Below are 26,997 nucleotides of genomic sequence, written 5' to 3'. Positions count from 1 at the left end.
AAAAACCTTAAAGTCTTTAAGGGAATGATCTACTTATTTATTTTCCCTGCATTTGTCCTGAGCCTCTTTACTTAGGCGCATGGCACAGAAATTAGGACCGCACATCGTACAATACTCGCCATCCGTGACGGCACTTTCTTTGTAATATTGTAATGCCCTTTCCGGATCTAAAGAGAGATTAAACTGATCTTTCCAGCGGAAGTCGGCACGGGCTTTGCTTAATGCATTGTCGCGCACCTGTGCTCCGGGGTGTCCTTTAGCCAGATCGGCAGCATGTGCTGCAATCTTATAGGCTATAACTCCATTGCGCACATCTTCTTTATCCGGTAATCCCAAATGCTCTTTGGGAGTCACATAACAGATCATCGCTGTACCTTGCCAAGCAATCTGAGCCGCACCGATGGCCGAGGTGATATGATCATATCCAGGAGCAATATCGGTAGTTAATGGTCCTAAGGTATAGAAAGGAGCGCCATGACAGGCATATTGTTGCTCTTTCATATTCTCATGGATTTTGTTGAGCGGCACATGTCCCGGTCCTTCGATAATCACCTGTACAAAATGTTCCCAGGCTACTTTTGTCAGCTGCCCCATGGTATATAGTTCGGCAAATTGGGCCCTGTCGTTTGCGTCGTAGATAGACCCCGGTCGGAGTCCGTCACCGATTGATACAGCAATATCATATGTTTTCAGAATTTCGCAGATTTCTTCAAAATGGGTATAAAGGAAATTCTCTTTGTTATGAATCTGCATCCAGGTTGCCATGATCGAACCTCCACGTGAGACGATACCGGTCAGGCGTGTTAAGGTCATTTCGATATAACTTCTTAATAGACCGGCATGGATGGTGAAATAATCAACCCCCTGTTCGGCTTGTTCAATCAGTGTGTCCCGGTAGATCTCCCAGCTTAACTCAGCGATATTGCCATCTACTTTTTCCAACGCCTGATAGATAGGAACAGTTCCCATAGGAACGGGACAATTACGAATGATCCATTCACGGGTTTCATGGATATTCGGCCCTGTCGACAGATCCATTAAGGTATCGCCTCCCCACTTACAACTCCAGATTGCTTTTTCGACTTCTTCATCAATACTGGAGGAGAGTGCCGAATTTCCGATATTGGTATTGATTTTAACCAGGAATTTCCGGCCGATGATCATCGGTTCTGCTTCCGGGTGATTGATATTGGCCGGAATAATTGCTCTACCGGCTGCAATTTCTTTCCGTACAAATTCGGGGGTGATGTAGGATTTTAATCCTAAGGCTTCGATCTGTTGATTTTCACGGATCGCTACATACTCCATTTCGGGCGTGATGATTCGCTTTTTGGCGTAATACATCTGGGTAATGTGTTTACCTTCTTTGGCCTTATAAGGCAGATGTTGTTTGGGAAATCGTATATTATCCAACGATTTGTCGGCTGCTCTTTTACGACCGTATGCTGAACTTAATTCGTCCAGCCGGATCAAATCTTTCCGTTTTCCATACCACTCTTCACGAATCCGTGGAATACCGGCAGTAATATCAATCGGTGTTTTCGGATCGGAATAGGGGCCGCTGGTATCATAAACGATCACCGGATTGTTTTTCCGGACATTTTTTTCCCCGTTTGGGTCTACGACTACCGTATCAGTCAATTTAATCTTTCGCATTCCTACACGGACTTTGTTTATATCTCCCGAGATGTAAATCTTTTCTGAAGAAGGGTAGGAGATGCGCATATTTTTTTTATTTGCCATATCAATTAATTTATCATTATTTCATTTAAGAACCGTTGGGTCTCTATTATCGGATCAGTTGATCGAAGAATAGCACCGGAGACGGCTATGCCGGTAATACCGGTGTTCATTAATAACTTTACATCAGGTAGTTCGATTCCACCGATTGCAAAGATAGGTATTTCGATACCTTCGTCTCTGCATTGGTTGATTATTTTGCGATACCCATTTAGTCCCAATACCGGGCTGAGTTGTTTTTTGGTCTCGGTGAAACGATAAGGTCCCAGTCCGATGTAGGATGCCCCTTTTCGGACTGCCAGCTGTATATCTTCAAAGGTATTGGCTGTTGCCCCGATCCAGAAAGGAACCGGTCTCTTTGCTTTTTGAATATGCATCCTGATCTCATCCGGTGACAGATCCTTTTTCCCAACATGCACTGCCGATGCACCACAGGCCAATGCGATATCTACATGATCATTGATGCAAAGAATGGCTTTCGGAGCGTGTGTCTGACAACGTAGTGAAACGGCTGTTGCGGTTTGCAGACTTATCGCTTCTTTCATGCGTAACTGAATCCATGAACAACCACCTTCCAAAACCATATCAACTTCTTCTGTTTCGGTATATCTCGGAGTCGGATGTGTGATAAACATCAGTCGATGGCTGGATATCGGATCTGGATTTATAGACATATTTGTAATCGATGGAATTGTTGAATAATAGTATCTGTTTCTAACACAGTCGGTTTATTCCCCCATAAACTGCCTAATACCCCATATCCGCCAAACGGAAGATCATGGATGAAAGGAATAGTAGAAACTGTTATTCCTCCCAGTGCAACTACTTTTTCATGGAGTATCCCTTTTTCAAATGCTTCTTTTAGTTCGGATATGGAAAATTTACTTTCATATCCCTTTTTTGAAATACTGGAGAATATCGGACTGAGAAAGACATATTGGTATGGGGCGTAATCGGTTATCTCATTAAAACTATGAATAGAACGAGATGTCGAACCGTTATAATCATCTGGTACTGTTGGATATCTACGGTTTAAATGGATCCCTTTTAGGGAATATTCAGTTGTCAGATCAAAATGTTCATGAAGGACAATACGGGAATGATAATCCGCAGGAATTCGATCCAGCCATTTGATCAATTCGTTTTTGCCTGCTTCGGGTTTACGAAGGTGAAGTATCTCTAATCCTTCATCGAAAAGGTGTCGGACGATTTCCTCTTCTCCCGCAAACAGATCGGGTGTTGTAATAACAATTAATTGCTTCATGTGTCTTTAACTGTTCACTGAAGTCTAATGGTAATACATAAATAGGAGGGAAGCTATTACTTATTTCCTACGTCGGCATTACCCGCATCAGGTTCATAGGGTATAATCTCAGCCTTACAGTACGGCACCCCTTTTCGGGATCAAAGATAAACAGAAAGATTCGGATACCAATAATCGGACGATGCAATTAAATGAAATTATTGGTTATATTTGTCGAACATAGGATGCGTTTCGGGCATTCCGTGAGTAATTAATCATCAGGGAAATGATTGAAGAGTTGAAACAAATTTTAGAGAGCACGCAAGTCGATGTGTATACTGCATCTGTCAGGTTGGCCATAAGTTTCATATTGGGTGCTATCATTGGTGTGGAGCGGCAGATACGTCGACGTGACGCCGGTATGCGAACTTTTACACTGATCTGTATGGGGTCGGCAGCAGCGATGTTGATCTCTATCTGGATTCCGCAGACCTATCCCGATTTTCTGAATGGTGATCCGGGACGAATTGCAGCGCAAGTACTGACCGGGATCGGTTTTTTGGGTGCAGGAGCGATTATTCAGAGTCACGGAAGTGTGCATGGATTAACTACGGCAGCTTGTATATGGGTAATCGCTGTAATAGGATTGGCTGCCGGTGCCGGTATGTTTATGGCGGCCATTATTACCACTTTTGCGGCTCTTTTTGTCTTGATCTCTTTGGAAAAACTGGAGAAGCGGATGTATCTGGATGGTGTAAATAAAATACTGACGATCGGTTTTTCGACATCGACTCCGGATTTAAAAGGTATCCGGAAGATATTGGAAGAAAAGAATGTCTTTATTGTCAGCTTTTCGTATGAACATAACTATGAGAATAATACATCGATAGCTACTTATAAGGTGAATGTCAATTCGCTTTCGTCTTATACGGCATTATTTACGGAAATTCGGCAATTGGGTTATATTGCGAATATTAAATTGCTTGCCTGATCTCCGCTTCGAATTCTCCTTTCAACATACGACCGGCGATCTCTGTTGCATCGACTATAAATTTGCCACAAGGACGGCGGGTGTAATATTCGGGCGTGCGGGGAGAAGGCTCAGGGTTCGTATCGGTTTTCAATGATTGAAGCAAACTCTTGCAGTTGATCGTTCCATATTTTTCTTTGAAAAGTCCGACCATTTTTTGAACAATGGCGTAATTAAGCGTTCGGGCATTTTTATCTGTTGTGTCAATAACCGGATATCTGAACCCTGCCAACATCGCCATACCACTGGTCGTTCCACATGTTTCACGTAAACGGCCTATCCCTCCACCAAAAGAGACGGTCATCTTTTTAGCAGTCTCCATATCGAGGTCAAACAGGTCGTGATAAGCCAGAAAAACCGATTGTGCACAGTTATATCCGGATTCAAAATAATCGATAGCTTTTTGAACCCGGTCTTCAATGACGAAATCTTTCATACCCGTATGTTCTATAATTTAAAACTCATAATCCACACATGCTCTGTCGGCTTTTACCGGAGCGATAACCTCCTTGGATATCGCTGCATGTTCAGGATGTATGGCATAGGTTTTAACGTCGGCCAGTGTCGGCAGTTCTGTTGTCAGGATAAGATCCCATGTCTCTTCGGGATTGATGTTGAAGTCTACCCGGATCGCCTTTAAAACCTCTATTCTGCCCATTAAACCTTCAAGTTTGACTTTTATCTCTTCCATTTTAGCCAATTTTTCTTCTGCCCGCTCAAATGGAATCAATTTAAACATGACTACGTGTTTTACCATCTCTTTTATTATTAGTTTGTTTATACGAATTTATAGTTCAAGTCGTGTGAGTTCACTCTGTTCACGCTTAAATCTTATAATTAATCATTTATATATTGAACTCTTTCTCCAAAAACGAATCCTTATAACCCAGAAAATAGAGTATCCCGTCCAGCCCTATGGTCGAGATTGACTGTTTGGCATTTTCTTTTACTTTGGGTTTGGCGTGAAATGCGATGCCTAAGCCAGCGATACTGATCATAGGTAGGTCGTTTGCTCCATCGCCGACAGCAATCGTTTGACGGATATCGACATTCTCAACTTGTGCGATTAATCGGAGTAACTCTGCTTTACGTTTGCCGTCGACAATATCTCCGACATAGTTTCCTGTCAATTTGCCATCTACAATTTCGAGTTCATTGGCATAAACATAATCGATATTGTATTTTTGTTTGAGGAAGTGTCCGAAATAGGTAAAGCCACCCGATAATATTGCTATTTTAAAACCAACCTTTTTCAATACTTTCATCAGTCGGTCGACCCCTTCGGTGATAGGCAGGTTTTCCGCAACTTCCTGCAATACTGATTCATCCAGCCCTTTTAATAACGCACAACGTTTACGGAAACTTTCGGAAAAATCAATCTCCCCGCGCATGGCCGCTTCGGTGATTGCTTTGACCTCCTCTCCAACACCATTTCGCATGGCCAGTTCATCGATGACTTCTGTTTTAATCAGTGTAGAGTCCATATCAAAACAGATCAGTCGGCGTGCCCGGCGGAACATACTTTCTTCCTGGAAAGAGATATCCATCTCCTGTTCGGACGACAAACGCATGAAATCAGCTTGCATCTGCTCCTTATTTTTAGGTGTACCCCGAACGGAGAATTCAACACTTGCTTTGGGAGTACGTTCACTCTCATCCAGGGGAATACGACCAGTCAGTCGTTTGATATCATCAATATTCATCCCTTGTTCGGCTACAATTCCGGAAACTCCTGCAATTTGTTTAGCCGTCAGCTTACGTCCGAGAATGGTGATGATATACCGGTTTTTACCTTGCATTCCGACCCATTCATTGTATTCTTTTTCTGAAATAGGGTTAAAACGGATATTGACATCCAATTCATAACTCTTAAAAAGTAATTCTTTCAGAATATCTCCCGAATTACCTTCTGTACTTTGGAACATGATCCCCAATGAGAGGTGATTATGGATATCAGCTTGACCGATATCGAGGATAACCGCATTTTTCTTTGCTAAGATCTCGGTTAAAGCAGCCGTCACACCAGGACGGTCTATTCCGTTAATGTTTATCAGAATAATTTCATCTTTTTGCTTCATAAAACTAAAATTATCCGGCAAAGGTATATAAAATGCAAAATTTTAATCCACAATTTTATTGTATTCTTTCTGCTATGCCTGTGTACTTGCCTACTTTACTCCTCTATGTACTTGATTATTTGGCTACGATTTGTATTTTACTTTGTCCATACCCGCCCCAAATGCCTATCCCATCACCTTTAATATTACTCTTTAAGTTGCTGTTGGCCGGAAATATAGGGTTTTGTGCGTTTACAATTTCGTTTTGCCACAAATTCCAAAAATCGAAACTTTCTTTTGTCATTGTTCGTAATTTGACCCAAATATGGTCACCATCGGTAAAATGCGATTCAAAGTTGGTATGCGGGAATATCGTAATACCTCGGGTGATCTGGAAATTTATATGAGGTGATGTGAAATTCCTGTCACTGATGTTTCCGTACAATGCAGGAATAAAAATCTCATCATAACCGATCAATAAAGTTGCCAGTTGATAATAATTCTGTTGATCAACAGGGTCGGTGAATTCTACCGATAAATTTCCGATTGTATCCGAAGGATTTTTATGTGTATAATTCACTTTATCAATAGGAACAGAAGCCGGAATTTTTGTTTCGGCAGTGAGTTCCTTTCCTGAGTATTTTATTGTAAGCGTATATGTTCCGTCTTGTTTCCCTATTATTTTCTCACCTACATATACAAACGGCGGTAAATAGTGCGAATCCGTTTTTAGTCGCAGTGTATCATTTCTCTCTCCATCGGATACAATCACCATTGCCGAACGTATTACATAATTAAAAAAGTTGGTAGAATCAACCGTTTCTTTTATAGGGATACTTTGTGTTAATATAACCCGTGCAACATCCCCATCTTCAATCCACCCCTCTACGACCAATTTACTTTCAAAAGGGATATCATCATATGCTTTACGATGCTGGCACGACAGTATAAAAACCGATATGATAATTATAAATAAAACATTGCATGTCTTCATATCATTCAAAATTTAAATCGCCACCCGACAGATGGTAGTATCGAATATAGACTTTTATATCGCGAGTACACAACGACTTCTGTTTCGTTGTTGTTTGGCGTAATATCCAAAATGACATAAATCGGATTGTTTACTGCAAACATATTATATATGGACAGGTTCAAGGCACTTTCTTGCTTATCCGTTTTTTTAAGAAAAAAATCGACGGATAAATCGGTACGGATATAATCGGGCATTTTGGCATTATTAAGTTTGTCGTACTCCTTTATAGGGTTATTATTTATAAAATACCACGAAGTAGGCACAGTAAACCTACTACCAGATGCATATACTTGAGTCAAACCGATGCTCCATTTTTTTGACAACTGGTAATTGGCTACAACAGAAAGGTTATGTCTGCGGTCGAATTTTGCAGGGAAAGTTTCATCTGGGTAAATATCATCAAACTGCCTGTCCGATTTACTCAAGGTATAACTGATCCAACCGGATAAACGTCCTGTTTTACGAAGCATCAATTCAACGCCATACGCTTTACCCTTTCCTACATATATATCATCACCGAAATTCGTTATCTCATTAAATTGTAAGATACTGAACGGATACTCAATTAACTTGTTCAGTTTATTATAAAATAACCCCAGGCTAAACTCAACATTCAAAACAGGTTTATAAATAGAACCAACCGAAAAATTATCAGCCGATTGAGACGGAACATCAACATTCGATATAAGCCAGAAATCGGTAGGAAAGCCAACGCTCGATGTCGTTATAAGGTTTAGATACTGATTTTTACGCGAGTAAGCAATATATCCGTTGAATATAGCATTTGGTGAATATTGTAAACTTATTCTTGGCTCAACATTTAAAAAAGTTTTTTTATTACTGCCCATACTCGCATACCTGTTCATTCGTAAGCCTAAATCGAGATATAACGAATGGTTTATTTTCGGCTTAGCCTGTAAATAAACAGCTGTTTGCCATGCCTCTGTTTTATTGTTTGTGTTTTTTATATTATCAATTTCCAACTGGCTATTTACTATTTCCTGAGGGCGTACATGATAGGCCGACAACTGCAAACCTGCTTCAAAAGCGGTTTTAAACAGCTTAAACTGCAATGTGCTATTTGCTCCCCAATCAATGACTTTTGATTGTACATCAAGGTCTATTGATGCCTGGCGAACACCAAGCTTATTATTATACTGCGAATAATAAACCGATTGTTTGAAAGATATATCATCCTTAATACTCCATAGCCAATTTATTGATGCGGTATTATTACTCCACTTCAATTTCCCGTCAAGCATCATTTTACGTTCTTTGATACCGAATTTATCTCCGCTGATAAAAACGTTTGTACTTAACTGATGATTCACTGAAGGCTTGGCAAGGAACGTAAAATTAATATCGCCAAAAGTATAACTGAGGTCATCTATTGCATTTTCCTCATTTTCAGCAGCCGAATTAATGAGTGGGGTTATTATTTCATCGATATAAGTTTTACGCCCTGAGATATAAAATCCTAATTTGTCGTTTATAGGAGCCTGAAGTGTTAATTGCGAAGCCACCAACCCGAGATTCCCTTTCACCGAAAAACGCTCAGGTATTAAATTAGGAGAATGAGATTGTAAAGCAGCACCCAAGCGGTTGCCGTATTTAATATCGGTGCCTGTTTTATCAAAATGAATATTATTGATATGGTCGGTGTTATAAAACGGGAATATACCCAATAGGTGTGACATGCCATAAACCGGAGCATCATCATACATCATTAAATTATGGCCTGGATCAGCTCCGCGCACATATAGATACCCGTTTGCTTCGCCTGAATTTTGAACTCCCGGCGTTAATTGCAACACTCTTATAACATCGGGTACGCCCAATACCGATGGCACCTGAGTTAATTTTTCGGTATTTATATGTATTTGACCCATTGCCGATGTACTCACAATAGCCCTTGTTTTACCTGTTACGACTATTTCACCCAACATTTCGCTATCGGTAAGCAAAATGATCTCCAAGTCGACGTTGGCATCTGCATCAATAGTGGTGTAATACGTTTTATATCCTACATGGCTAGCTGCAATTTTTACATTTTTAGTAGGAGGGAGGCTAAATTTAAAAATACCTTCATTGTTGGTATAACTCAATAAAGTATCGTTGTCTACAACTAACTGTATAGTCACCTGAGGTAAAGTAAAAGAGTCGTTATCATCAATTACTTTACCTATAATGTCAACTTTGTTTTGCCCAAAGGAAGCTAAAGCAAAAAAGATAGGAAAAACAGCCAGTAAAACTTTTCTAAGCATTTTCTTGTTTGTGTTCATTGACAAAAAATGCTTAGAAAAATTTACAGTAATAATTATTCATTAAAAGCAGCGACAAAATCTTCCCATTTTTTGATAAAAACATTAAATCCTGTAGAGAAATAATTATCTGCTGATACCAAAGTGTTATCATTAAATCTCAAATATGGTATTGCTTCATAATAGTCATATTTTGCATTTGGGTCTGCTTCATGCATTTTTTCATAATCGGATGTTTCTGGATTGTATTCGTAAATATCTTTCCATTCTTGTTCATTCTCATCCCAATATACCTCAGCACTCCATGAATAATCAGCCTCTGCTTTTTCCTCAAGAGTAGCTATTTTAGTCGCATCATCAGTGGAAGCCAAAGTAACTGTCATATATTTTTTTCTGATAGCGATACTTTTTTCACAATATTCTTTGTCATATTGATTGCGTATAGTATAATAATCCTTCATTTTCCAATGCTCGTATTCATAAAGTGCATCCCATTTAGCATCGAACTCATCATCCAAAGCATTTAATTCTTTTATCATGTTGGCAGCATCACCGGTTGCAACAATGATAAGGTCGTCTAATATTTTTATGTATGATTTTACTTTTCCGAAAAGGTGGTCAGGTACTTTAACGACATCTATGACCTTATCAAAAACTTCGTCTATTTTGATCGTTGCAGCAGCATAAGCATAGAACATCGTATCATTTCCTTTCTTTAAAACTGATGCTACTTCATTTTCTGCTGCTTTGTTGAAAATGGTTTCGAATGTATATTTTTCTAGATTAGCAACAACCTCCATTTTTTCAGGAACTTCTTTTTCGTTTTTGTAGTCGGCTTTTAAAGCGACTGTCCCAATTTCGCTGCCGTTAATTTTTATGAAACCTTCAGCTGATTTTGGTAAATAATATCTGGTTTCTGTTACTTCTTCAATCCAAGTGTTTTTCTCAGAATCCCAATATTCGTCTGTGTTTCTTATATCAACGGGAATACCTGAGCTTTCAGCTTTGATTACTAATTCGGCATCATTCGAACTACTGCCTTTTTTTGAAGGGAAAACAAATTTCAATTCAGATTGAGAGTTGGTTTTAACCCACTTCCCATTATTCCAAGTGTGAATGCCATAAACATCGGCATATTCGAAAGCATCTTCTATTGTTTTCGTTTTTTCACCCTTTACTAATTCCGGGTTTGAAATATCTATTAAATGGGTTAGATTTTGAAAAGTTTTAATCGCTGCTGAATTTTTTGTATCATTAGCCATGTCAAGCAAAGCGATTGACTGGTTTTCTAATTTTATTTTTTGTTGTTCTGGAGTTAGTTCAGAATAAGGAAGTTCCAGAATATCCTCAAGACTTAAGTTTGGCGTTGGATCTGGATCTGGACCCTGTTCCTTTTTATCGTCGTCACTACAAGCCGTAAGAAACATTGCCGCGAATAATGCAATAATTAATAAATAACTGTTTACTTTCATGATAGTCGGGTTTATTAAAAATATTAGTATAAGTAGTCTGTAAGTGACAAAAGTATAAAATAAAAATTTGATAAAATATAAGCGAGAGCCACAAATTGAAAATATGTGGATAAAGTCTTTCTGTTCGACTTGTTTTTTTAGGTTGTTTTTTTCACCCTTTACTGGATTTTCGTTATATTTGTAGAATAGGAGACTTCTCGGCAATTTTTGTGAGCAAGCTTCCACGATTGCCCTCGGTTTTCTATCTGTATTACTTATCATGTCAGAACGTGTTTAATTAGAACCTGGAACCTTAAAAAGTCCTGACCGGCAGGCAATAACAATGCGCATACAATTTGAGATCAAAGAAGAATTGGCTGATATTATTGCAGAAATCTTACATTCTGATAAATGGCTGACGCTTATCAAAGAAGAAACTGCAAATCTGAAACGTGTTGTCATCAGAGATCCTTATTTTAACTCGGAGGCTACTGTCGATATCTGGAATCATGAGGTGCATGTATCGACGGCCTGGTCAAATTATACCTACCGCATCTACAAACAGGGCAAATCTGTTTGGTGTGAGTATATCGGTGCTTATCGTGGTTTATTGGAGCAGAATCTGCTTCCCACAATCACTCCGAAAGAGAATATCTTAAATTCGGAGGTTTCTCAAAGTTCTTTATTAGGCGACAGGACAGAGACTTTACGTGTGTATAGTGATGAAAATTTAAAATCCAGAAACCAACGAAAAACAGAAAATAAAGCCCATTCATCAGCTGATCATCCGAAGGTCGTCTATGATGAATTTATAAAAATTGGCGTTCCGTTGCCTCCACCGAAAAAATGAAGAGGGTAGGAGTTGGAAGTAAGAAGATAGAAGTAAGAAAATGCTGGTATGGGGCGATAAATAAAAAATAAGACTGTCTCCCGGAATAGGGGACAGTCTTACTCGATTTAATAAATCATAATTGATTAATTTGCATTCAATACTTCTGTCAGTTTATCCGGAGTGACATTTACTGCTACAATCATTCCTTCGTTGTTAATCAAAAAATTGCGAAACCCTTTTTCAAGGTCGAATTTTTTATACACTACTGACATTTTACCCAACCCTTCGTGTAGTTGTTTTGCTCCATTCAGTCTGTCGATTTTGACTGTTTCGTGAAAAACCGATTCGTTTTCATCCAAAGAAATGGAGTACATCGCAATTTGTTCGGGGTTGAATTTGTTGACCTCATTCGCTAGTCGAACGTTACAGGCTCTCGATTCGGCATCGTAAGCCGCCCAGAAATTCAATAGGGTGTAACGGGACGAATGATTTTGAAAATCCAGATTAATCTGGTTTTCTAAAGACTCTATTCTCGGAGCAATATCTCCAGGGTTTAAACCTTCTGTCGGATTTGCATCTTTTGATCCGGAAGCCATTGTAATCAATACAACCATGATCACGAGAACATAAGCTTTTCCTCTCATAAAATCATATTTAAGTTATACTTAATCGGAAAACCACTAAATCATATAAATTGTTTACGTTGTACGTAAACGGTTTTGATTATTGCCTTATTGTGTTTTCCCGACTCCTGATTTTCAGGACACAAAACATAAAAATACTTTCGCTAAAGCATTCCTTCGATTGTTTTGGAGGGTGCAAATATACATGAAATATAGATCAAAAGTGTTTTTATACATATTTTTTATGATAAAAACAAGTAATTTTATATGTTTTAGCGCACACACCGTAAAAAAACAATCGTTTTAAGAGTTAAGAAAATAGAGTTGCAAAATTTTCTTCCGCGTCTTATCTCTTAATTTCCGGCGAACATTGTGGTGATAACTTCTTTCATGCCTGTTTCAGATATAATATTTATGTATATTTGTGCGCGAACACATAGCGTATATAGTTGAATAATCCATATACATTAAAATAAACATTTTTTATGATCAAGCGTATTTATCTTTATTTTGAAAAAAAATACGAAGAAACGACAGTCAACAAATGGCTCAGACACTTCGTTTTTATTGGTCTCGGACTGTCGGCGACTCTTTGGTTTCTGATTCGTGTCATTCCAAAACCATCCCGTGCGACTTATCCCTGTATGCAGACTGCCGCTCCATTAATGTCGACGTTTGTGATCTACCTGTTGTCGTTAGGAGGTAGTATCGCAGCCTTTAAAGGAACTAAGCGGCTGTTTATACAGCGAAAATTTGGTTGGGTTGCGCTATCTATCATGATAGGTTTGGCTTGTGCGGCTCTATTTACAGTCAACAATGCGAAGGAGGTGTATGCTCGTGCAGCAGATGTTGAATTGAAATTTATGCTTCCGGCCAATACTCCGCAAGGTATGGCACGTGGTATTTTTCCCGGGCGGGTAGCCTGGTCGTATGCGCCGGGAACAGCGACCTGGGACGAACAAACCGGCTACTGGTTTGAAGATCGTTGGAACAATCAGGCAAACAGTGACCTTCTTATGCAACAGTCGATTTTATCTCTAACCGGAAAAAACAGTGAAAAAGAGGCCTGGAATGCACTTTTCTCTTATTTCAATCAAACGAAGAAGAGAGGCAATTCCGGTTATAAAACAGGGGAGAAGATTGCTATCAAGATCAATCAGAACAACACTTATTCGCATGACGACTCAGAGGAGTTGAATGCATCACCCCACCTGACCCTTTCACTGCTTCGAAGCTTGGTGAACGAGGGCGGTATACCTCAGGATGCGATAACGGTATTAGATCCCAGTCGGTACATGACACACACGATCTATACCAAATGTGCTGCCGAATTCCCGAACGTCCGTTATGTAGATAACAGTGGAGAAGAAGGACGTATCAAGTCGATCTATGTTGCGGATGCAATTCCTTATACCGTTGATAACGGCCAACTGGCTACCGGACTGGAAACCTCCTTCCGGGATGCCGATTATGTGATCAATTTCGCTATTCTCAAGGGGCATGGTGGACAGGGAGTCACGCTTTGTGGGAAAAACTGGTATGGCGCCACCAGTATCCATTCCAATTGGCGGAAAAATGCACATAACAATTTCAATCAGAACCGCGAAGGCAAAGCACAATATATGACCTTTGTCGATTTTATGGGTCACGAATACCTGGGTGACAAAACAATGCTTTATCTGATAGACGGCTTGTATGGCTCAGAGAAAGTCGACGGCAAACCTTCCGGGAAATGGAAATTAGCCCCATTCAACGGCAACTGGCCGAACTCACTCTTCGCATCACAAGATCCGGTGGCGATCGATGCTGTAGGTCTCGATTTTCTTTCTTCCGAATGGCCGGGTATGGTGGATATCAATTACGCCGATATGTATATGGTGGAAGCTGCATTAGCCTCCAATCCTCCTTCCGGAACCAGTTATGATCCCGAAAGAAACGGAAATCCGTTGAAAAGTCTCGGTGTGGTCGAACACTGGAATAATGCGACCGATAAACAGTATAATCGGAATCTTGGAAAAAAAGACGGAATAGAATTGGTTTATAAAAAAGTGAATTGAACTCGGATCAACTCTTATTCGAGTAGGAGTATACTTTTTTAGCCACTGATTCACATTGATTATAAAACATCAGGTTGTCTCTGGAAGGAGATCGCCTGATGTTTTTTTGTTGCATACAATAGATATTGAAATATCATATGGACTGCTTTTTTATAGCAATTGCAACACTTTTTTGTTACACCTACCTCTATTTTCTGTTAGAGGTACCTCTAAATGATTTTACACGTACCTCTAAACTGATTTAGACGTACCTCTAACAAAAAAGTGTTATAAGAGTTGCAAATAAATCGATTGGATGTTTTGGTTTTTTGTTTTGGTTTCTACAGAAAGTGTTCAGTATTCTTGTATTTGGAGATACAATTTTATATAAGTTATTCCTTATGGATTTTCACTATATTTGCAGACCTAAATTTCGGCTTGTATTACTTCTAACTAAAAACATATTTTTATGAAAAACAACACATTTCTGATTCTTCTTTTTGCCTTATGGTGTTCGGTGGTAACGTCTTATGCTCAGGATGAAGTGAAGCCATTTAAACATATGTCTGTCTCTGTAAATGCCGGAACTTTAGGTGTAGGTATACAGTTAGCCTCCCCTGTAACTTCTTGGCTTTCGCTTCGAACCGGTGTAATGATGTTTCAATATACGTATGACTACGATTACAAAGATGTGATCTATTATGAGGTGGAGGAAGGAGTGAGTCTTGATTATGAAGCGGTCATTCCTATGAAGGCAAAAGCCAATATGGTGAACGGACTTTTATTGGCCGATTTCTTTCCTTTACGTAATAAACGGTTCCATGTTACGGGGGGTATGTATATAGGTACATCGGATATCATTAAAGTACGAGCAGACTATGCTGTCCGTCCGGTTGAGATCGGGGATGTGATTATTGCTCCGAGTATAAATGGTCGTGTGGCGGCTCACCTTAAAACCAATGGGTTTAAACCGTATGTGGGATTCGGTTATGGCCGTTCGGTCACTCAAACAAAACGGTTTGGGTTCAAAGTCGAACTGGGTGCTATGTTTCATGGAAGTCCTAAGGTTAGAGTTGTTGAAGGGCAGGATATTACATCTATCAAAGAGTTGGAAATCAATGAAAAAATTAGTGATTTCAATAAGTTCCTGAAGGATTTCAATATTTATCCGGTCTTGAATTTGCAATTGAACTTCCGTGCTTTCTGATTCATAAGAAGTTATTTATAAAGAAGCGCTGAAAGAACAGGTTGCAAAAGTTCCTGGTTTCAGCGCTTTTTTATGAGGATGAAAAGTTATATTCCTTTTATATTATCGTAATATCTGGATTCAAATACTACATTGTGATGATCAAATAAAGTATGTATCAAAGCTGATTTTGATAAATAGTATGTGTATTTTTGTTAATTTGTGTCACGGAAATGACAAAAAATAGAACTAATCTATTTTTTTTTGAAGGAATAATAACGATTTCATCGTGGAATCGTGAGTGTTTGTAACTTGTGACCAAATTGTGACCAAAAAAATTTGGTTGTTACTTTTATTTTTTATAACATTATCCTAGAAAATAAATTATTGACATTTTAGATATAAAAGAACAGAATGTCTTTAGAATTGGTCATATTATTATTCTTCACAAGATTGTGCAAATAATTGCTATGATGGGAGTTGTGACTATGATCTAGTTTGATAGTTGGATAAATATAGGACTGGCTGAAAAGTCAGTCCTACAAATAAGTAACATGAAAAAGTAATATGAAAAAATAATATGAAAAAATGTATTTTTTTTATTCTCTTTTTTTTCTTTTGTAATACATTATTAAAAGCGCAGACTCTAACGGGCTATGTCTTTGATAAAGTATTGAAAGAACCAGTATGGAATGCTACAGTTTATTTGAATGGGACTTCCTACAATACCATTACTGATATAGATGGTCGATTTGAATTACATATTGGACAAGAGATCAATACATCTTTAGTCGTTAGCTACCTCAAGTATGAAAAAATAGTGATTGAGTCGCCTTTTCAACAATTACCTGATACTATTTATTTGCAAGAACGGATAGAGAGAATAGATGAAATAGTAATAAGAGGAAAAGCAGAAAAATATAGTAGAGAGAAAAAGCTTAAAGCCTTCCGTAATCAGTTTTTAGGAACTAATGTGAGTGGCAAAAATTGCCAGATCCTCAATGAGGATGATATCCGTATTATTTATGACTCAGAATCAAGACAATTGACAGCAACATCTAATGTGCCTATTGTGATAAAAAACAATTATTTAGGATATGAACTGACTTATGACCTAAAAGAGTTTTCAGTTTGGTATTCTGATAATAGCTTGGGAAATTCCAAAATGAGACGTTCCTATTATTTAGGTACTTCTTTTTTTAAAGACACGGGAGAGAATACCCCCCGAATAATTCAAAATCGGATAAAAACATACGAATCATCTGTTAATAATTTTATCAGACATCTTTATGAGGGTACATTGGATGAATCTGGTTTTACAGTGGAAATGAATGGACAACGGTTGCTTTTGAATGACTGTTTTATGATTGATCACAATACAGATACTGCTTTAATACATTTAAACCAAAAACTTTATCCGAAAGAATATAACACTACACTTAATTTTAAAAGTGTGAAGGAGATGTTAACTGTTAGACAAAACAATGAGGATAATCCGATGGTTCCTTTTCTAGATATTACTTATGGTAATGATTATTCGCAAGTCTTTTTTTATACGGACTCTTTTTTTGTTGATCATTATCATATTATTAGTCCGATAGATAAGGTCGCTTTTGCAGGAAGCATGGGAGGACAACGGGTCGGGAATATGTTACCGGTTGACTATCTATTACCGATAGACTATAATTCCAACCACACAGCAGAGTTTACACAGATTAATTCACGACTCGAAAAGAAAGTGCTCACCCATTTTAGCGATCAATTACAAGCATATCCGCAGGAAAAAATACATTTACATACAGATCGAGACTATTATGTATCAGGCGAACGTATTTGGTTTAAAGCATACCTAACAGATGCTACCACTCACCAGCCTTCATCTCTTAGCAGATATGTATATGTTGAATTAATCAACTCATCAGGAACGTTAGTAAATCGCTCTTTGATACGTCCGGAAAACGGGTTATATCAAGGCTCTATATTTCTTTCAGAAATGATGTCTGAAGGTTATTATACTTTACGTGCCTATACACGTTATATGGATAATCCTGATGCTGATTATTTTTTTAAAAAGCATATCCGCATTGGAGATATCTCCATAAAACAACAGCAAACAGCTAATGAAAATGAGTTGTCAGAAAAGGTGGATTACGATGTCTCTTTTTTCCCCGAGGGTGGACATTTACTTTGTGGTGTGTCTTGTAAAATAGCATTTAAAGCACTAAATGAAACGGGAATATCTACGGCTATTTCCGGAGTGATTGTTGATACTGATGGAAATATACAGGCATCACTGAAAACACATCATGCTGGTATGGGAGTTTTTGATTTTATACCGGAAAAAGGAAAGATTTATTATGCCGACTGTATAGATGCAAACGGGAATAAAAAACGGTTTGCCCTTCCTTTGGCAGTGGGAGGAACTTATTCTATTGCGGTAACTTATGATAAGGATGATCAATTGGTCATAGAACGTTTAAAATCTGCAGATATTTCTGTTTATTCTCCGGCCTATATTCTGCTCCAATGTCGCGGACAAGTTCTTTATTTTAATCAATGGGATAATTCGAGTACTTTTATGACATTCCCAAAAGAAGAATTTCCTTCCGGTATTGTACAAATAGTCTTGTTTGATAGGCAAATGAATCCGCTGAGTGAACGGTTAGTCTTTTGCCGTAATGAAAAAAAGACCGAATTGGAATTTACGACAGATAAAAAACATTATGAGATTAGAGATCGTGTCATAGCTGATATGGAACTTACAGACCTTGACGGATTGCCTTTAGTCGGAGATTTTTCTGTATCTGTGACAGATGATAAAGATCAAGCGGTTGATCATACGGTATCTATACTTTCTACATTATTGTTGACATCAGAGTTGAAAGGATATATTGAATCTCCGGCCTATTATCTGATGAATCAGTCGGAAGAATCACAACAGGCTTTAGATTGTCTGATGCTGACACATGGTTGGAGACGCTATCATATACCAGAGGTTATAAAAGGAAAGATTGAACAACCCCAAAAACAAGTTGAAAGAAGTCTGGCTGTTACAGGAAAAGTTGTCAATCAATTAACAGGCAGGCCTCTAAAAAACAGACCAGTTAATATGATGGTAATGAGTACAGGAGAGGCCTTTAGTACAGAGACGGCCAAAGATGGGCGTTTTATATTTACGGAGTTTGAATTCCCAAATGATACCAAATTTTTTCTTCAGTCTAAAAAAGAAAAAGATCATTCTTTGGTTGAACTACATGTTGATGAGGTCTATTTTCCGACACCGAAATTTTTAGCAGACAAACAGCCAATAAGGATTATTCAACAAGCGACTGATACATCAGGTATAACCAATGGCACTTTTATAGAAAAAGCATCTGAACGTTCTAAATTTGATGATGAGATGCGCATTGTGCATTTACAGGATGTAGAAATTATCGCTCGTAAACAGAATAAGGATCCAGAACCGTTTTCTGTATATTCGAAAATAGCTAATTTTTCAATAGGACAAACTGAATTAGAAGAGAAAAAACCAGCAACATTGCTGGATGTGTTCAATTCTATTCCGGGTCTTACGGTTATTGCAAGGGAAGGCCCTAATGATATATCCTTGCAATTTAGTGGAATCAATAATATGTATATGAGTGAAAATAGTCAGCAAAATACGCAACCAGCGATTTTCATTAACGACGTTTTTATGGATCCGGATATGGGATCTCCTTTGGAGATGATTAGTAGTCAGGATATTGAACGTGTAGATGTATTCAGACCTGGCTCAGAAAGTGGTGTGTATGGTTTGTTGGGAGTCTATGGAGTAGTGAATATCACAACAAAAACAGGAACTGGTATACCCCAAAATAAGAAGAATGCTTTTAATCAAAAAACAATAACTCCTTTAGGATATCAACAACCTGTAGAGTTCTATTCGCCTCGTTATGAAACACAGGAACAGAAGTTTAATATTAAACCGGATTTACGAACGACTATTTTCTGGAAACCAGATATTGTGACAGACGTAAATGGTAAAACTTCATTTGATTTTTATACTTCTGATTTTAGTACGCATTATTCGGTTGTTATTGAAGGAATTACTGCTAATGGGCAAATCGTGCATGAAGTAAAACAGATCGTTGTAAAATAACTTAAAGGTATGTATATTATGCTATAGTAACCTCCTGATTCAGATATACCTCCTGAATCGTGTGCAATAATTCGACTCCGTCTTTCATCGGTTTTTGGAAAGCTTTACGACCGCTGATCAGTCCCATTCCTCCGGCACGTTTGTTGACAACTGCTGTAATAACAGCTTCCTGTAAATCGGATGCACCATGAGATTCACCCCCTGAGTTAATCAGGCCGATACGGCCCATATAGCTGTTGGCTACCTGATAGCGACAGAGGTCGATCGGGTGTTCGGTTGTTAATTCGGTATACATCTTTTTATCTATTTTTCCGAAATTGATAGCCGGAAAGCCACCGTTATTGGTTGGCAGTTTTTGCTTGACAATATCTGCCTGAATGGTTGCCCCCAAATGATTCGCCTGACCTGTCAGGTCGGCGGCAGCATGATAATCGACTCCGTCTTTTTTGAAATCGTTGTTTCTGAGGTAACACCATAAAACAGTAGCCATTCCCAATTCGTGCGCATATTCGAATGCTTCAGCGATCTCTACAAGCTGGCGACGGCTTTCGGCAGAACCGAAATAGATCGTTGCGCCCACAGCTACAGCACCCATATTCCAGGCTTCTTTGATCGTTCCGAAAAGAATCTGATCATAAGAATTGGGGTAACTTAATAATTCATTGTGATTGATCTTTACCAGGAATGGTATTTTGTGCGCATATTTACGGGCAACGGTTCCTAATACACCAAAGGTTGACGCAACGGCATTACAACCTCCTTCGATAGCCAATTTGACAATGTTTTCCGGATCAAAATAGAGTGGATTCGGAGCAAAAGAGGCTCCTGCCGTATGTTCTATCCCCTGGTCGACAGGAAGAATAGAGACATATCCTGTATTCGCTAATCGTCCGTGTCCCAGAATTCGTTGTAAATTATTTAATGTTTGGATATTCCGGTCGGACTGCATCCATATATCATCCACAAAAGTGGGTGAGGGGAGGTGTATCAGCGATTTGTCGACTGTTTTGCAATGGTGATTCAAATAATAATCACTTTTGTCACCTAATAAATCAATTATTTTATTCGTATCCATAACTGTATATGTTTTTTAATAGAACAAGTTCAGAACTGTTTTGTTTTGATTGGAATAAAGTAGATCAACACTGCTTTGAAATCTGTATATTTGCGACATTATTTTATACTAAATCTTGCTGGCATGGCTATTGATGTGACGACAAAAACAGAGATATTACAGTTAATCCATAAAGAAATTGTACCGGCTATCGGATGCACAGAGCCAATGGCTGTAGCGCTTGCAGCAGCAAAGTCGGCAGAGGTATTGGGTAAACGTCCTGAAAAGATAGAGGTATCTCTCAGCGCCAATGTATTGAAAAATGCGATGGGGGTCGGGATTCCTGGAACAGGGATGGTTGGTTTACCGATTGCAATTGCACTAGGTGTTTTGATTGGTAAATCGGCTTATGGGCTGGAGGTTTTGCGTGATCTGACCCCGGAAGCCTTATCAGAGGGGAAAAAGATGATTGATCTGAAAATGATCAGTATTACGTTAAAAGAAAATGTCGACAAACTTTACGTTGAAGTCTATAGTACGGCGGGTGAAGAATCGGCACGTGTGATAATAGCCTGTTGCCATACCGATATCAGTTATATTGAAAAAAATGGAGTTGTTGTAGAAGATCGTCTATCAATCGGGAAGAATTGTAAAGGGGAAGAGTCTGAAACGGAATGTTGTTTGTCTTTCTCGCTTGTACATGATTTTGCGATGCAGATGGAGGCCGATGAAATCCGTTTTATTTTAGAGACAGCCGAAACCAATGTAAAGGCGGCAGAGGAATCGCTCTGTGGCCATTATGGTCATACGGTAGCCAAAACGGTAGCCGGACCGATCGGGAAAAAATATATGGGTGAATCACCCTATACGCATATGTTGGCCATGACGGCAGCAGCGTGTGATGCCCGTATGGACGGGGCGATGATTCCTGTATTCAGTAATTCGGGCAGTGGAAATCAGGGGATAGCAGCTACATTACCAGTTGTCTCTTTTGCCAGGGATCAGCAGAGTTCGGAAGAGGAGTTGATTCGTGCCCTGATGTTAAGTCATTTGATGGTGATTTATATCAAACAAAGTCTTGGGCGATTATCGGCCTTATGCGGTTGTGTAGTCGCAGCAACCGGAGCCAGTTGTGGAATTACTTATCTGATGGGGGGAGATAAGAAACAGGTCTCTTATGCCGTAAAAAATATGATTGGCAATCTGACCGGTATGATTTGTGACGGAGCAAAACCAAGTTGTGCGATGAAAGTTTCCAGTGGTGTTTCGACAGCCATGCTTTCAGCATTAATGGCCATGGAAGATAAAGTGGTAACAGGGGTTGAAGGAATTATAGACGAAGATGTTGATAAAACCATTACCAACCTGACGACGATCGGTTCCAAAGGGATGGAAGCTACCGACAGGCTGGTATTGGATATAATGACGGGTAAAACGTGTTAATCATTTACATTCGGACACACATACACTAATACATTATCTGCTTTAAATGAAGGATCTGACATACCCTTGATCTCTTCAATATGTTGTTTGAGATGCGCTGTTTGTCCATGTTCGTTATGCGCTCCTTTGTTAACCCATACTTCAAAAATGAAGAATTCGGTATTATCCGTATAGGATTGATACATGGCATACGATATACAACCCGGTTCTTTGAGCGTTTCCACTCTACATTTTTCAAATGATGCTTTGTATGCCTCTATATGTTCAGGCAATATTTTGCGGTGCATATTCATCACATATTTCATGGATGCCTTGTCGGCTTCACAAGTTTGCGATGTTGTTTGGTTGGACGATGAGTTACAACCGGATAAAAGCATCAGACAGCATGCTGCAGAAAAGAATAGATGTTTCATAATAGTTTGGATATATTGTTAGAATGTTCGTTTGCAAATATAGAAACTAATCCGATATGTTTTCTTTTTCAAAGAGAATCTTTACCTTAGCTATTTGTATGTGAATGGAGATTGTGATTCATAATAAAAATAAATGATGAAAAGAACAGGTATATCTCTCTTATGGGGAATAGTTTTTACTTTAAATATATTCCTCTTTGTGGCTTGTAGCGACGACGATAAAGATCCGACGAATAGTTGGAATGAATTATCCGGAACTTATCAGGAGAAGATGCTTAATCCCAAGTTGAATAACCGGATACTGATTGTTGAAGGAAAATCGGTTGATGTTCAGGTTACTTCTGCGGATAAAGCAACATTGACGTTGTTTCATTTTATTCCAGATTTTACGACTGTCGCTTTTGATGTTGATTTGAAATTAACAGATGGACAATATACCATTTCAGGAGAGTTTATTGAAAATGGTGTCACACTTATTGTGAATGGTTTTTTTGATAAATATGGTATACTGAATATCGATTTAACCCGTAAGATGAACTTACCTGTCACGGGCAACTGGCGTTTAAATTTTCATACAGGGGACAGTGGGTCTTCTGCGGATGTCTATGTTGCAGTTCAAACCGCCAATCCGGCTCTTGATGATGTGATAAACATGGTCGCGGGTCCTGCTGTAGGACAACTTATAGCCGGTAAGGTTTCGATGGTCAATATCTCGCTGGGTGAAGATGGTTTTTTCAATGTTTCTTGGCGAAAACAGGGTGAAAATGAGGATACCTATCTGCCTGAATATATAATGCAGATGCTTAATATTCAATATACAATGGTTGATGATCAGTTGATGTTGGCTGTCGATCGGAATCTGATCACATTGGCTGAGTTTGTTGTTCCGCTGTTGGATTTGGGTATTCGTGTCGAGGATGTTATAACCTCCTTAAGTTACCTGGGAGGTTATTATGCAATTCCTTTCAATCTCAAAGAAGACGGGGGACATATGACCTTTTATCTTTCAAAAGAGGTGGTGATTCCTGTGATTGATTTACTCATTCCGTTTCTTGTTTCTTCTTTACCGGAAAATTTGACTCCGCTTGTAGAGTCGTTATTGGGTTTACTGCCAACCGCGGAAAAACTCGATGTCGGGTTGGTTTTTCAAAAAAATTAATAGACCCACGATTCAAAATGCCAGCTAAGAGGTGTCTTTTCGGTAATGGTAGTCGTACAAAAAACACCTCCGGGTCCATGCGATTCTGCCGGGTTAATATTGGCATAGGCATTCCATCCTTCCTTGAACGAAGCAGAATAGTTGTAAGTCGCATTTTTACCGGATAATGTAAAAGGACGGTCGGCATAATGGTAATAAACAAATGATTTGTGTGCAGCCGATCCTTCTCCGGACCAGTCGGAAAGGTATATTCTGCCTACCTGTTCATTGTTATTGTATGCAATAATGTCTCCAAGTGCGGCTACACGTGCATCTGTATTATCAGATGTAGCATCCCAAAAACCGCACATGTTGTTATTGAGGCGAACGACCAGTTGAAGTTTTTCCTCCGGAAGGTGAGCCGGAAGCGAGACGATCGCTACTCCTTCGCTGTAGTTTGCTTCGATAAGGTCTATAACCTCCCAACAAGATCCCGTTATTTCTATTTTGACTTTGTTAAAGCTTACATTTTCGGGTATACCTGCAATTTCTGAAATTATAATTTCATTCTCTATAAGACACGTATTGGGGATGCTTATAACTGTTTCTGGATCCTCATCGTTTTTGCAACCATACATTAACCATAGGAAAGTGAATAATGGTATGAAATATAAAAAAGAATGAATATTAAATCTACGGGGAAGTGCATTATACATCTTTACTATCAGGGCTTTATGGTGGATTATAGAACGTATATGATCTCTAATTTTGGTGCAAGTTACATAATGCTTTTGAAAATAGTGCCAAGATAGAACTTAAAAAATAAAATTTCCGGATCAATACTTTATCTAAAAATACGATCTGTCATTCGAAAAAACTAAGCTTGTCTGATCTTATTGAAGAATTGTTTTGTTTTCTTTGCAGACGGAAAACAAATAATTAAAACGAACTCTTTTATGAAAACGAACCTATTTAAGCAGACTGGCTTCTTTATTCTTTTCACAATACTCAGCCTTTTCTCTGCTACAGCTGCTACCGAATCTTTTGATCCAGTAGAATATGTAAACCCTTTGATGGGCACGCAGTCGACCTTTGAACTTTCAACCGGGAATACCTATCCGGCTATTGCCCGCCCATGGGGTATGAATTTCTGGACTCCTCAGACCGGAGTCATGGGGAATGGCTGGCAGTATGTATATACAGCCAATAAAATCAGAGGATTTAAACAGACACACCAACCCAGTCCATGGATTAATGATTACGGACAATTTGCTATCATGCCGGTAACAGGTAAACCGCTGGTTGATGAGGAAGAACGAGCCAGCTGGTTTTCTCATAAATCGGAAGTGGCCAAACCTTATTATTATAGTGTATATCTGGCAGAACATGATGTTGTTACTGAGTTTACTCCAACAGATCGGGCTGTGGCTTTTCGTTTTACATTTCCTGAAAATGACAGTTCTTTTGTGGTGGTGGATGCATTTGATAAAGGATCCTATATCCGGATTATTCCGGAAGAGCGTAAGATTATAGGGTATACCACTAAAAATAGTGGAGGAGTTCCGGATAATTTCAAAAATTATTTTGTGGTCGTTTTTGATAAACCGTTTACTTATAATGCCATATTCAATCGAGTGGGGACTTTGCCCGATTCAAAGCCTGATACGAAAAAAGTCTATCACACAAATTTGATGGAAGACGAACTGACCCGGACTGATGAACACGTTGGAGCAGTTATCGGATTCAGTACACAGAAAGGGGAAGTCGTTCATGCAAAAATCGCTTCTTCTTTTATCAGTTTTGAACAGGCAGAAATTAACATGAAAGAATTAGGGTCAGATAGTTTTGATACGCTTGTGACTAAAGGTAAAGATGTTTGGAATGAGGTGTTAGGGAAGATAGAAGTCGAAGGGGGTGACCTGGATCAATATCGTACATTCTATTCCTGTTTGTACCGCTCTGTCTTATTCCCCCGGAAATTGTATGAAATTGATGCGTTGGGAAAAGTGGTACACTATAGTCCGTATAATGGAGAAATTCTACCGGGTTATATGTATACAGATACTGGTTTTTGGGATACATTTCGTTGCCTTTTTCCATTTCTTAATCTGATGTATCCTTCCATGAATAAAGAGATGCAGGAGGGGTTGATCAATACCTATAAAGAAAGTGGCTTTTTCCCTGAATGGGCGAGTCCGGGACATCGTAACTGTATGGTTGGCAACAATTCCGCGTCGGTATTGGTGGATGCCTATTTGAAAGGAGTACGTGTGGAAGATGCAGAGGTGTTATATAAAGGATTAATTCATGGAACCGAAAATGTTCATCCCAAAGTAAGATCTACAGGACGTTTAGGACATGAATATTATAACAAACTGGGATATGTGCCTTATGATGTAAAGATCAAAGAGAATGCAGCACGCACACTGGAATATGCCTATAACGACTGGTGTATTTATCAGTTAGCAAAAGAGTTAAAACGTCCAAAAAAGGAACTGGATTTGTATGCTCAACGAGCCATGAATTATAAAAACCTATATGATAAAGAAAGTAGTTTGATGCGTGGGAAAAATGAAGATGGCACATTTCAGTCTCCTTTTTCTCCGTTGAAGTGGGGTGATGCATTTACTGAAGGAAATAGCTGGCATTATTCATGGTCTGTATTCCATGATCCGCAAGGACTGATTGATTTGATGGGTGGAAAAAATAATTTTGTGACTATGTTGGATTCGGTATTTGCTGTACCGCCACTGTTTGATGACAGTTACTATGGTTTTCCGATTCATGAGATCCGGGAAATGACAGTGATGAATATGGGGAATTATGCACATGGAAATCAACCGATACAACATATGATCTATATGTATAATTATGCCGGAGCACCTTGGAAAGCACAGTATTGGCTAAGAGAAGTCATGAATCGGATGTATACATCGGGACCGGATGGCTATTGTGGAGATGAGGATAATGGACAAACATCAGCATGGTATGTCTTTTCTGCATTGGGTTTTTACCCTGTTTGTCCCGGAACGGATGAATATATTATGGGCGCTCCACTCTTTAAGAAAGCGACACTTCATCTTGAAAATGGCAATAAGCTGGAAATCGATGCGCCGGAAAATGATAGTAGGAATAAATATATCGAAGCAATGACTTTAAATGGTCAGAACTGGACGAGAAACTATCTGAAACATGGCGATCTGATGAAAGGAGCAACTATTCAGTTAAAAATGAGTGATCGTCCGAATACAAGCCGTGGTATTCAAGCTGCCGATCTCCCTTATTCGTTTTCTGTCAATGAAAAAAGAAAATAAAG

At 38.9% G+C, this 26,997-nt stretch carries 21 protein-coding genes and 1 riboswitch; of the genes, 8 read left to right on the top strand and 13 right to left on the bottom strand.

Features of this window, described 5'->3' with window-relative positions; genetic code table 11:
* Nucleotides 1-33: 33 nt before the first annotated feature.
* The 3 genes from thiC to M2135_RS02185 are packed head-to-tail and all read right to left on the bottom strand — an operon-like array spanning nt 34 to nt 3,004.
* Nucleotides 34-1,743 (bottom strand): phosphomethylpyrimidine synthase ThiC, encoded by a 1,710-nt coding sequence (gene thiC / locus M2135_RS02195; protein WP_280746939.1) that lies wholly within the window; start codon nt 1,741-1,743, stop codon nt 34-36.
* 5 nt (nt 1,744-1,748) lie between these two features.
* Nucleotides 1,749-2,414: a thiamine phosphate synthase gene (locus M2135_RS02190; RefSeq protein WP_280746938.1), complete on the bottom strand. Its 666-nt coding sequence runs from the start codon at nt 2,412-2,414 to the stop codon at nt 1,749-1,751.
* Entirely contained in the window at nt 2,405-3,004 is a 600-nt protein-coding gene (locus M2135_RS02185) for a thiamine phosphate synthase (RefSeq protein ID WP_280746937.1), read from the bottom strand. Before M2135_RS02185 ends, M2135_RS02190 begins: the two co-directional genes overlap by 10 nt.
* Before the next feature lie 47 nt (nt 3,005-3,051).
* Nucleotides 3,052-3,146: riboswitch (TPP riboswitch) on the bottom strand.
* A gap of 123 nt (nt 3,147-3,269) precedes the next feature.
* Here M2135_RS02185 and M2135_RS02180 point away from each other — a divergent pair.
* Nucleotides 3,270-3,974: an MgtC/SapB family protein gene (locus tag M2135_RS02180; protein WP_348537098.1), complete on the top strand. Its 705-nt coding sequence runs from the start codon at nt 3,270-3,272 to the stop codon at nt 3,972-3,974.
* On the opposite strand, the gene M2135_RS02175 is transcribed toward M2135_RS02180, so the two are convergent.
* The 6 genes from M2135_RS02175 to M2135_RS02150 all read right to left on the bottom strand — a co-directional run bounded on the left by M2135_RS02175 (nt 3,958) and on the right by M2135_RS02150 (nt 11,100).
* Complete coding sequence (locus M2135_RS02175; RefSeq protein WP_280746935.1) at nt 3,958-4,449, bottom strand: C-GCAxxG-C-C family protein; 492 nt, start codon at nt 4,447-4,449, stop codon at nt 3,958-3,960. The two genes, M2135_RS02180 and M2135_RS02175, sit on opposite strands and share 17 nt — an antisense overlap.
* A gap of 18 nt (nt 4,450-4,467) precedes the next feature.
* A complete protein-coding gene (locus tag M2135_RS02170) occupies nt 4,468-4,770 on the bottom strand; it encodes a Dabb family protein (protein ID WP_280746934.1) in 303 nt (100 codons plus the stop codon).
* Between the two features lie 88 nt (nt 4,771-4,858).
* Nucleotides 4,859-6,091 (bottom strand): phosphoserine phosphatase SerB, encoded by a 1,233-nt coding sequence (gene serB, locus M2135_RS02165; protein WP_280746933.1) that lies wholly within the window; start codon nt 6,089-6,091, stop codon nt 4,859-4,861.
* Between the two features lie 115 nt (nt 6,092-6,206).
* Nucleotides 6,207-7,064: a DUF4249 domain-containing protein gene (locus M2135_RS02160; protein WP_280746932.1), complete on the bottom strand. Its 858-nt coding sequence runs from the start codon at nt 7,062-7,064 to the stop codon at nt 6,207-6,209.
* 5 nt (nt 7,065-7,069) lie between these two features.
* The gene (locus M2135_RS02155) at nt 7,070-9,370 is read right to left on the bottom strand and encodes a TonB-dependent receptor (RefSeq protein ID WP_280746931.1); all 2,301 of its coding nucleotides are present in this window, start codon (nt 9,368-9,370) and stop codon (nt 7,070-7,072) included.
* A 53-nt stretch (nt 9,371-9,423) separates the two neighbouring features.
* Nucleotides 9,424-11,100: a hypothetical protein gene (locus M2135_RS02150; protein ID WP_280746930.1), complete on the bottom strand. Its 1,677-nt coding sequence runs from the start codon at nt 11,098-11,100 to the stop codon at nt 9,424-9,426.
* Nucleotides 11,101-11,161: 61 nt separating this feature from the next.
* Between M2135_RS02150 and M2135_RS02145 the strand changes: the two genes are divergently transcribed.
* On the top strand, nt 11,162-11,668 hold the full coding sequence (locus M2135_RS02145) for a hypothetical protein (RefSeq protein WP_280746929.1): 507 nt from the start codon (nt 11,162-11,164) through the stop codon (nt 11,666-11,668).
* A 125-nt stretch (nt 11,669-11,793) separates the two neighbouring features.
* On the opposite strand, the gene M2135_RS02140 is transcribed toward M2135_RS02145, so the two are convergent.
* The gene (locus M2135_RS02140; RefSeq protein ID WP_280746928.1) at nt 11,794-12,294 is read right to left on the bottom strand and encodes a thioredoxin-like domain-containing protein; all 501 of its coding nucleotides are present in this window, start codon (nt 12,292-12,294) and stop codon (nt 11,794-11,796) included.
* 464 nt (nt 12,295-12,758) lie between these two features.
* On the opposite strand from M2135_RS02140, the gene M2135_RS02135 reads away from it, so the two are divergent.
* The 3 genes from M2135_RS02135 (at nt 12,759) to M2135_RS02125 (ending at nt 19,633) form a co-directional block, all read left to right on the top strand.
* Nucleotides 12,759-14,330: a DUF362 domain-containing protein gene (locus M2135_RS02135; protein WP_280746927.1), complete on the top strand. Its 1,572-nt coding sequence runs from the start codon at nt 12,759-12,761 to the stop codon at nt 14,328-14,330.
* Between the two features lie 448 nt (nt 14,331-14,778).
* Nucleotides 14,779-15,516, top strand: coding sequence for a hypothetical protein (locus M2135_RS02130; RefSeq protein ID WP_280746926.1), 738 nt, complete (start codon nt 14,779-14,781; stop codon nt 15,514-15,516).
* Between the two features lie 559 nt (nt 15,517-16,075).
* Nucleotides 16,076-19,633, top strand: a complete 3,558-nt coding sequence (locus M2135_RS02125; protein WP_280746925.1) for a carboxypeptidase-like regulatory domain-containing protein — start codon at nt 16,076-16,078, stop codon at nt 19,631-19,633.
* Between the two features lie 16 nt (nt 19,634-19,649).
* Here M2135_RS02125 and M2135_RS02120 read toward each other — a convergent pair whose 3' ends face one another.
* Nucleotides 19,650-20,708 carry a class I fructose-bisphosphate aldolase gene (locus M2135_RS02120; RefSeq protein ID WP_280746924.1) on the bottom strand — a complete coding sequence of 353 codons (1,059 nt, stop codon included), beginning with the start codon at nt 20,706-20,708 and terminating at the stop codon, nt 19,650-19,652.
* Nucleotides 20,709-20,837: 129 nt separating this feature from the next.
* Here M2135_RS02120 and M2135_RS02115 point away from each other — a divergent pair, with 129 nt between their 5' ends.
* Nucleotides 20,838-22,130 (top strand): L-serine ammonia-lyase, iron-sulfur-dependent, subunit alpha, encoded by a 1,293-nt coding sequence (locus M2135_RS02115; RefSeq protein ID WP_280746995.1) that lies wholly within the window; start codon nt 20,838-20,840, stop codon nt 22,128-22,130.
* Here the strand turns inward: M2135_RS02115 and M2135_RS02110 are convergent.
* On the bottom strand, nt 22,127-22,543 hold the full coding sequence (locus M2135_RS02110; protein ID WP_280746923.1) for a putative quinol monooxygenase: 417 nt from the start codon (nt 22,541-22,543) through the stop codon (nt 22,127-22,129). The genes M2135_RS02115 and M2135_RS02110 overlap by 4 nt on opposite strands.
* A gap of 133 nt (nt 22,544-22,676) precedes the next feature.
* Between M2135_RS02110 and M2135_RS02105 the strand changes: the two genes are divergently transcribed.
* A complete protein-coding gene (locus tag M2135_RS02105; RefSeq protein WP_280746922.1) occupies nt 22,677-23,702 on the top strand; it encodes a hypothetical protein in 1,026 nt (341 codons plus the stop codon).
* Here the strand turns inward: M2135_RS02105 and M2135_RS02100 are convergent.
* Nucleotides 23,699-24,319, bottom strand: a complete 621-nt coding sequence (locus M2135_RS02100) for a hypothetical protein (protein ID WP_280746921.1) — start codon at nt 24,317-24,319, stop codon at nt 23,699-23,701. The two genes, M2135_RS02105 and M2135_RS02100, sit on opposite strands and share 4 nt — an antisense overlap.
* 318 nt (nt 24,320-24,637) lie before the next feature.
* Between M2135_RS02100 and M2135_RS02095 the strand changes: the two genes are divergently transcribed.
* Nucleotides 24,638-26,995, top strand: a complete 2,358-nt coding sequence (locus M2135_RS02095; protein WP_280746920.1) for a GH92 family glycosyl hydrolase — start codon at nt 24,638-24,640, stop codon at nt 26,993-26,995.
* The last annotated feature ends 2 nt before the right edge of the window (nt 26,996-26,997 follow it).

The organism is Parabacteroides sp. PF5-9 (assembly GCF_029893105.1).
Classification (GTDB): Bacteria; Bacteroidota; Bacteroidia; order Bacteroidales; family Tannerellaceae; genus JARXWG01.
This window is presented reverse-complemented; position numbering and strand designations above follow the sequence as displayed.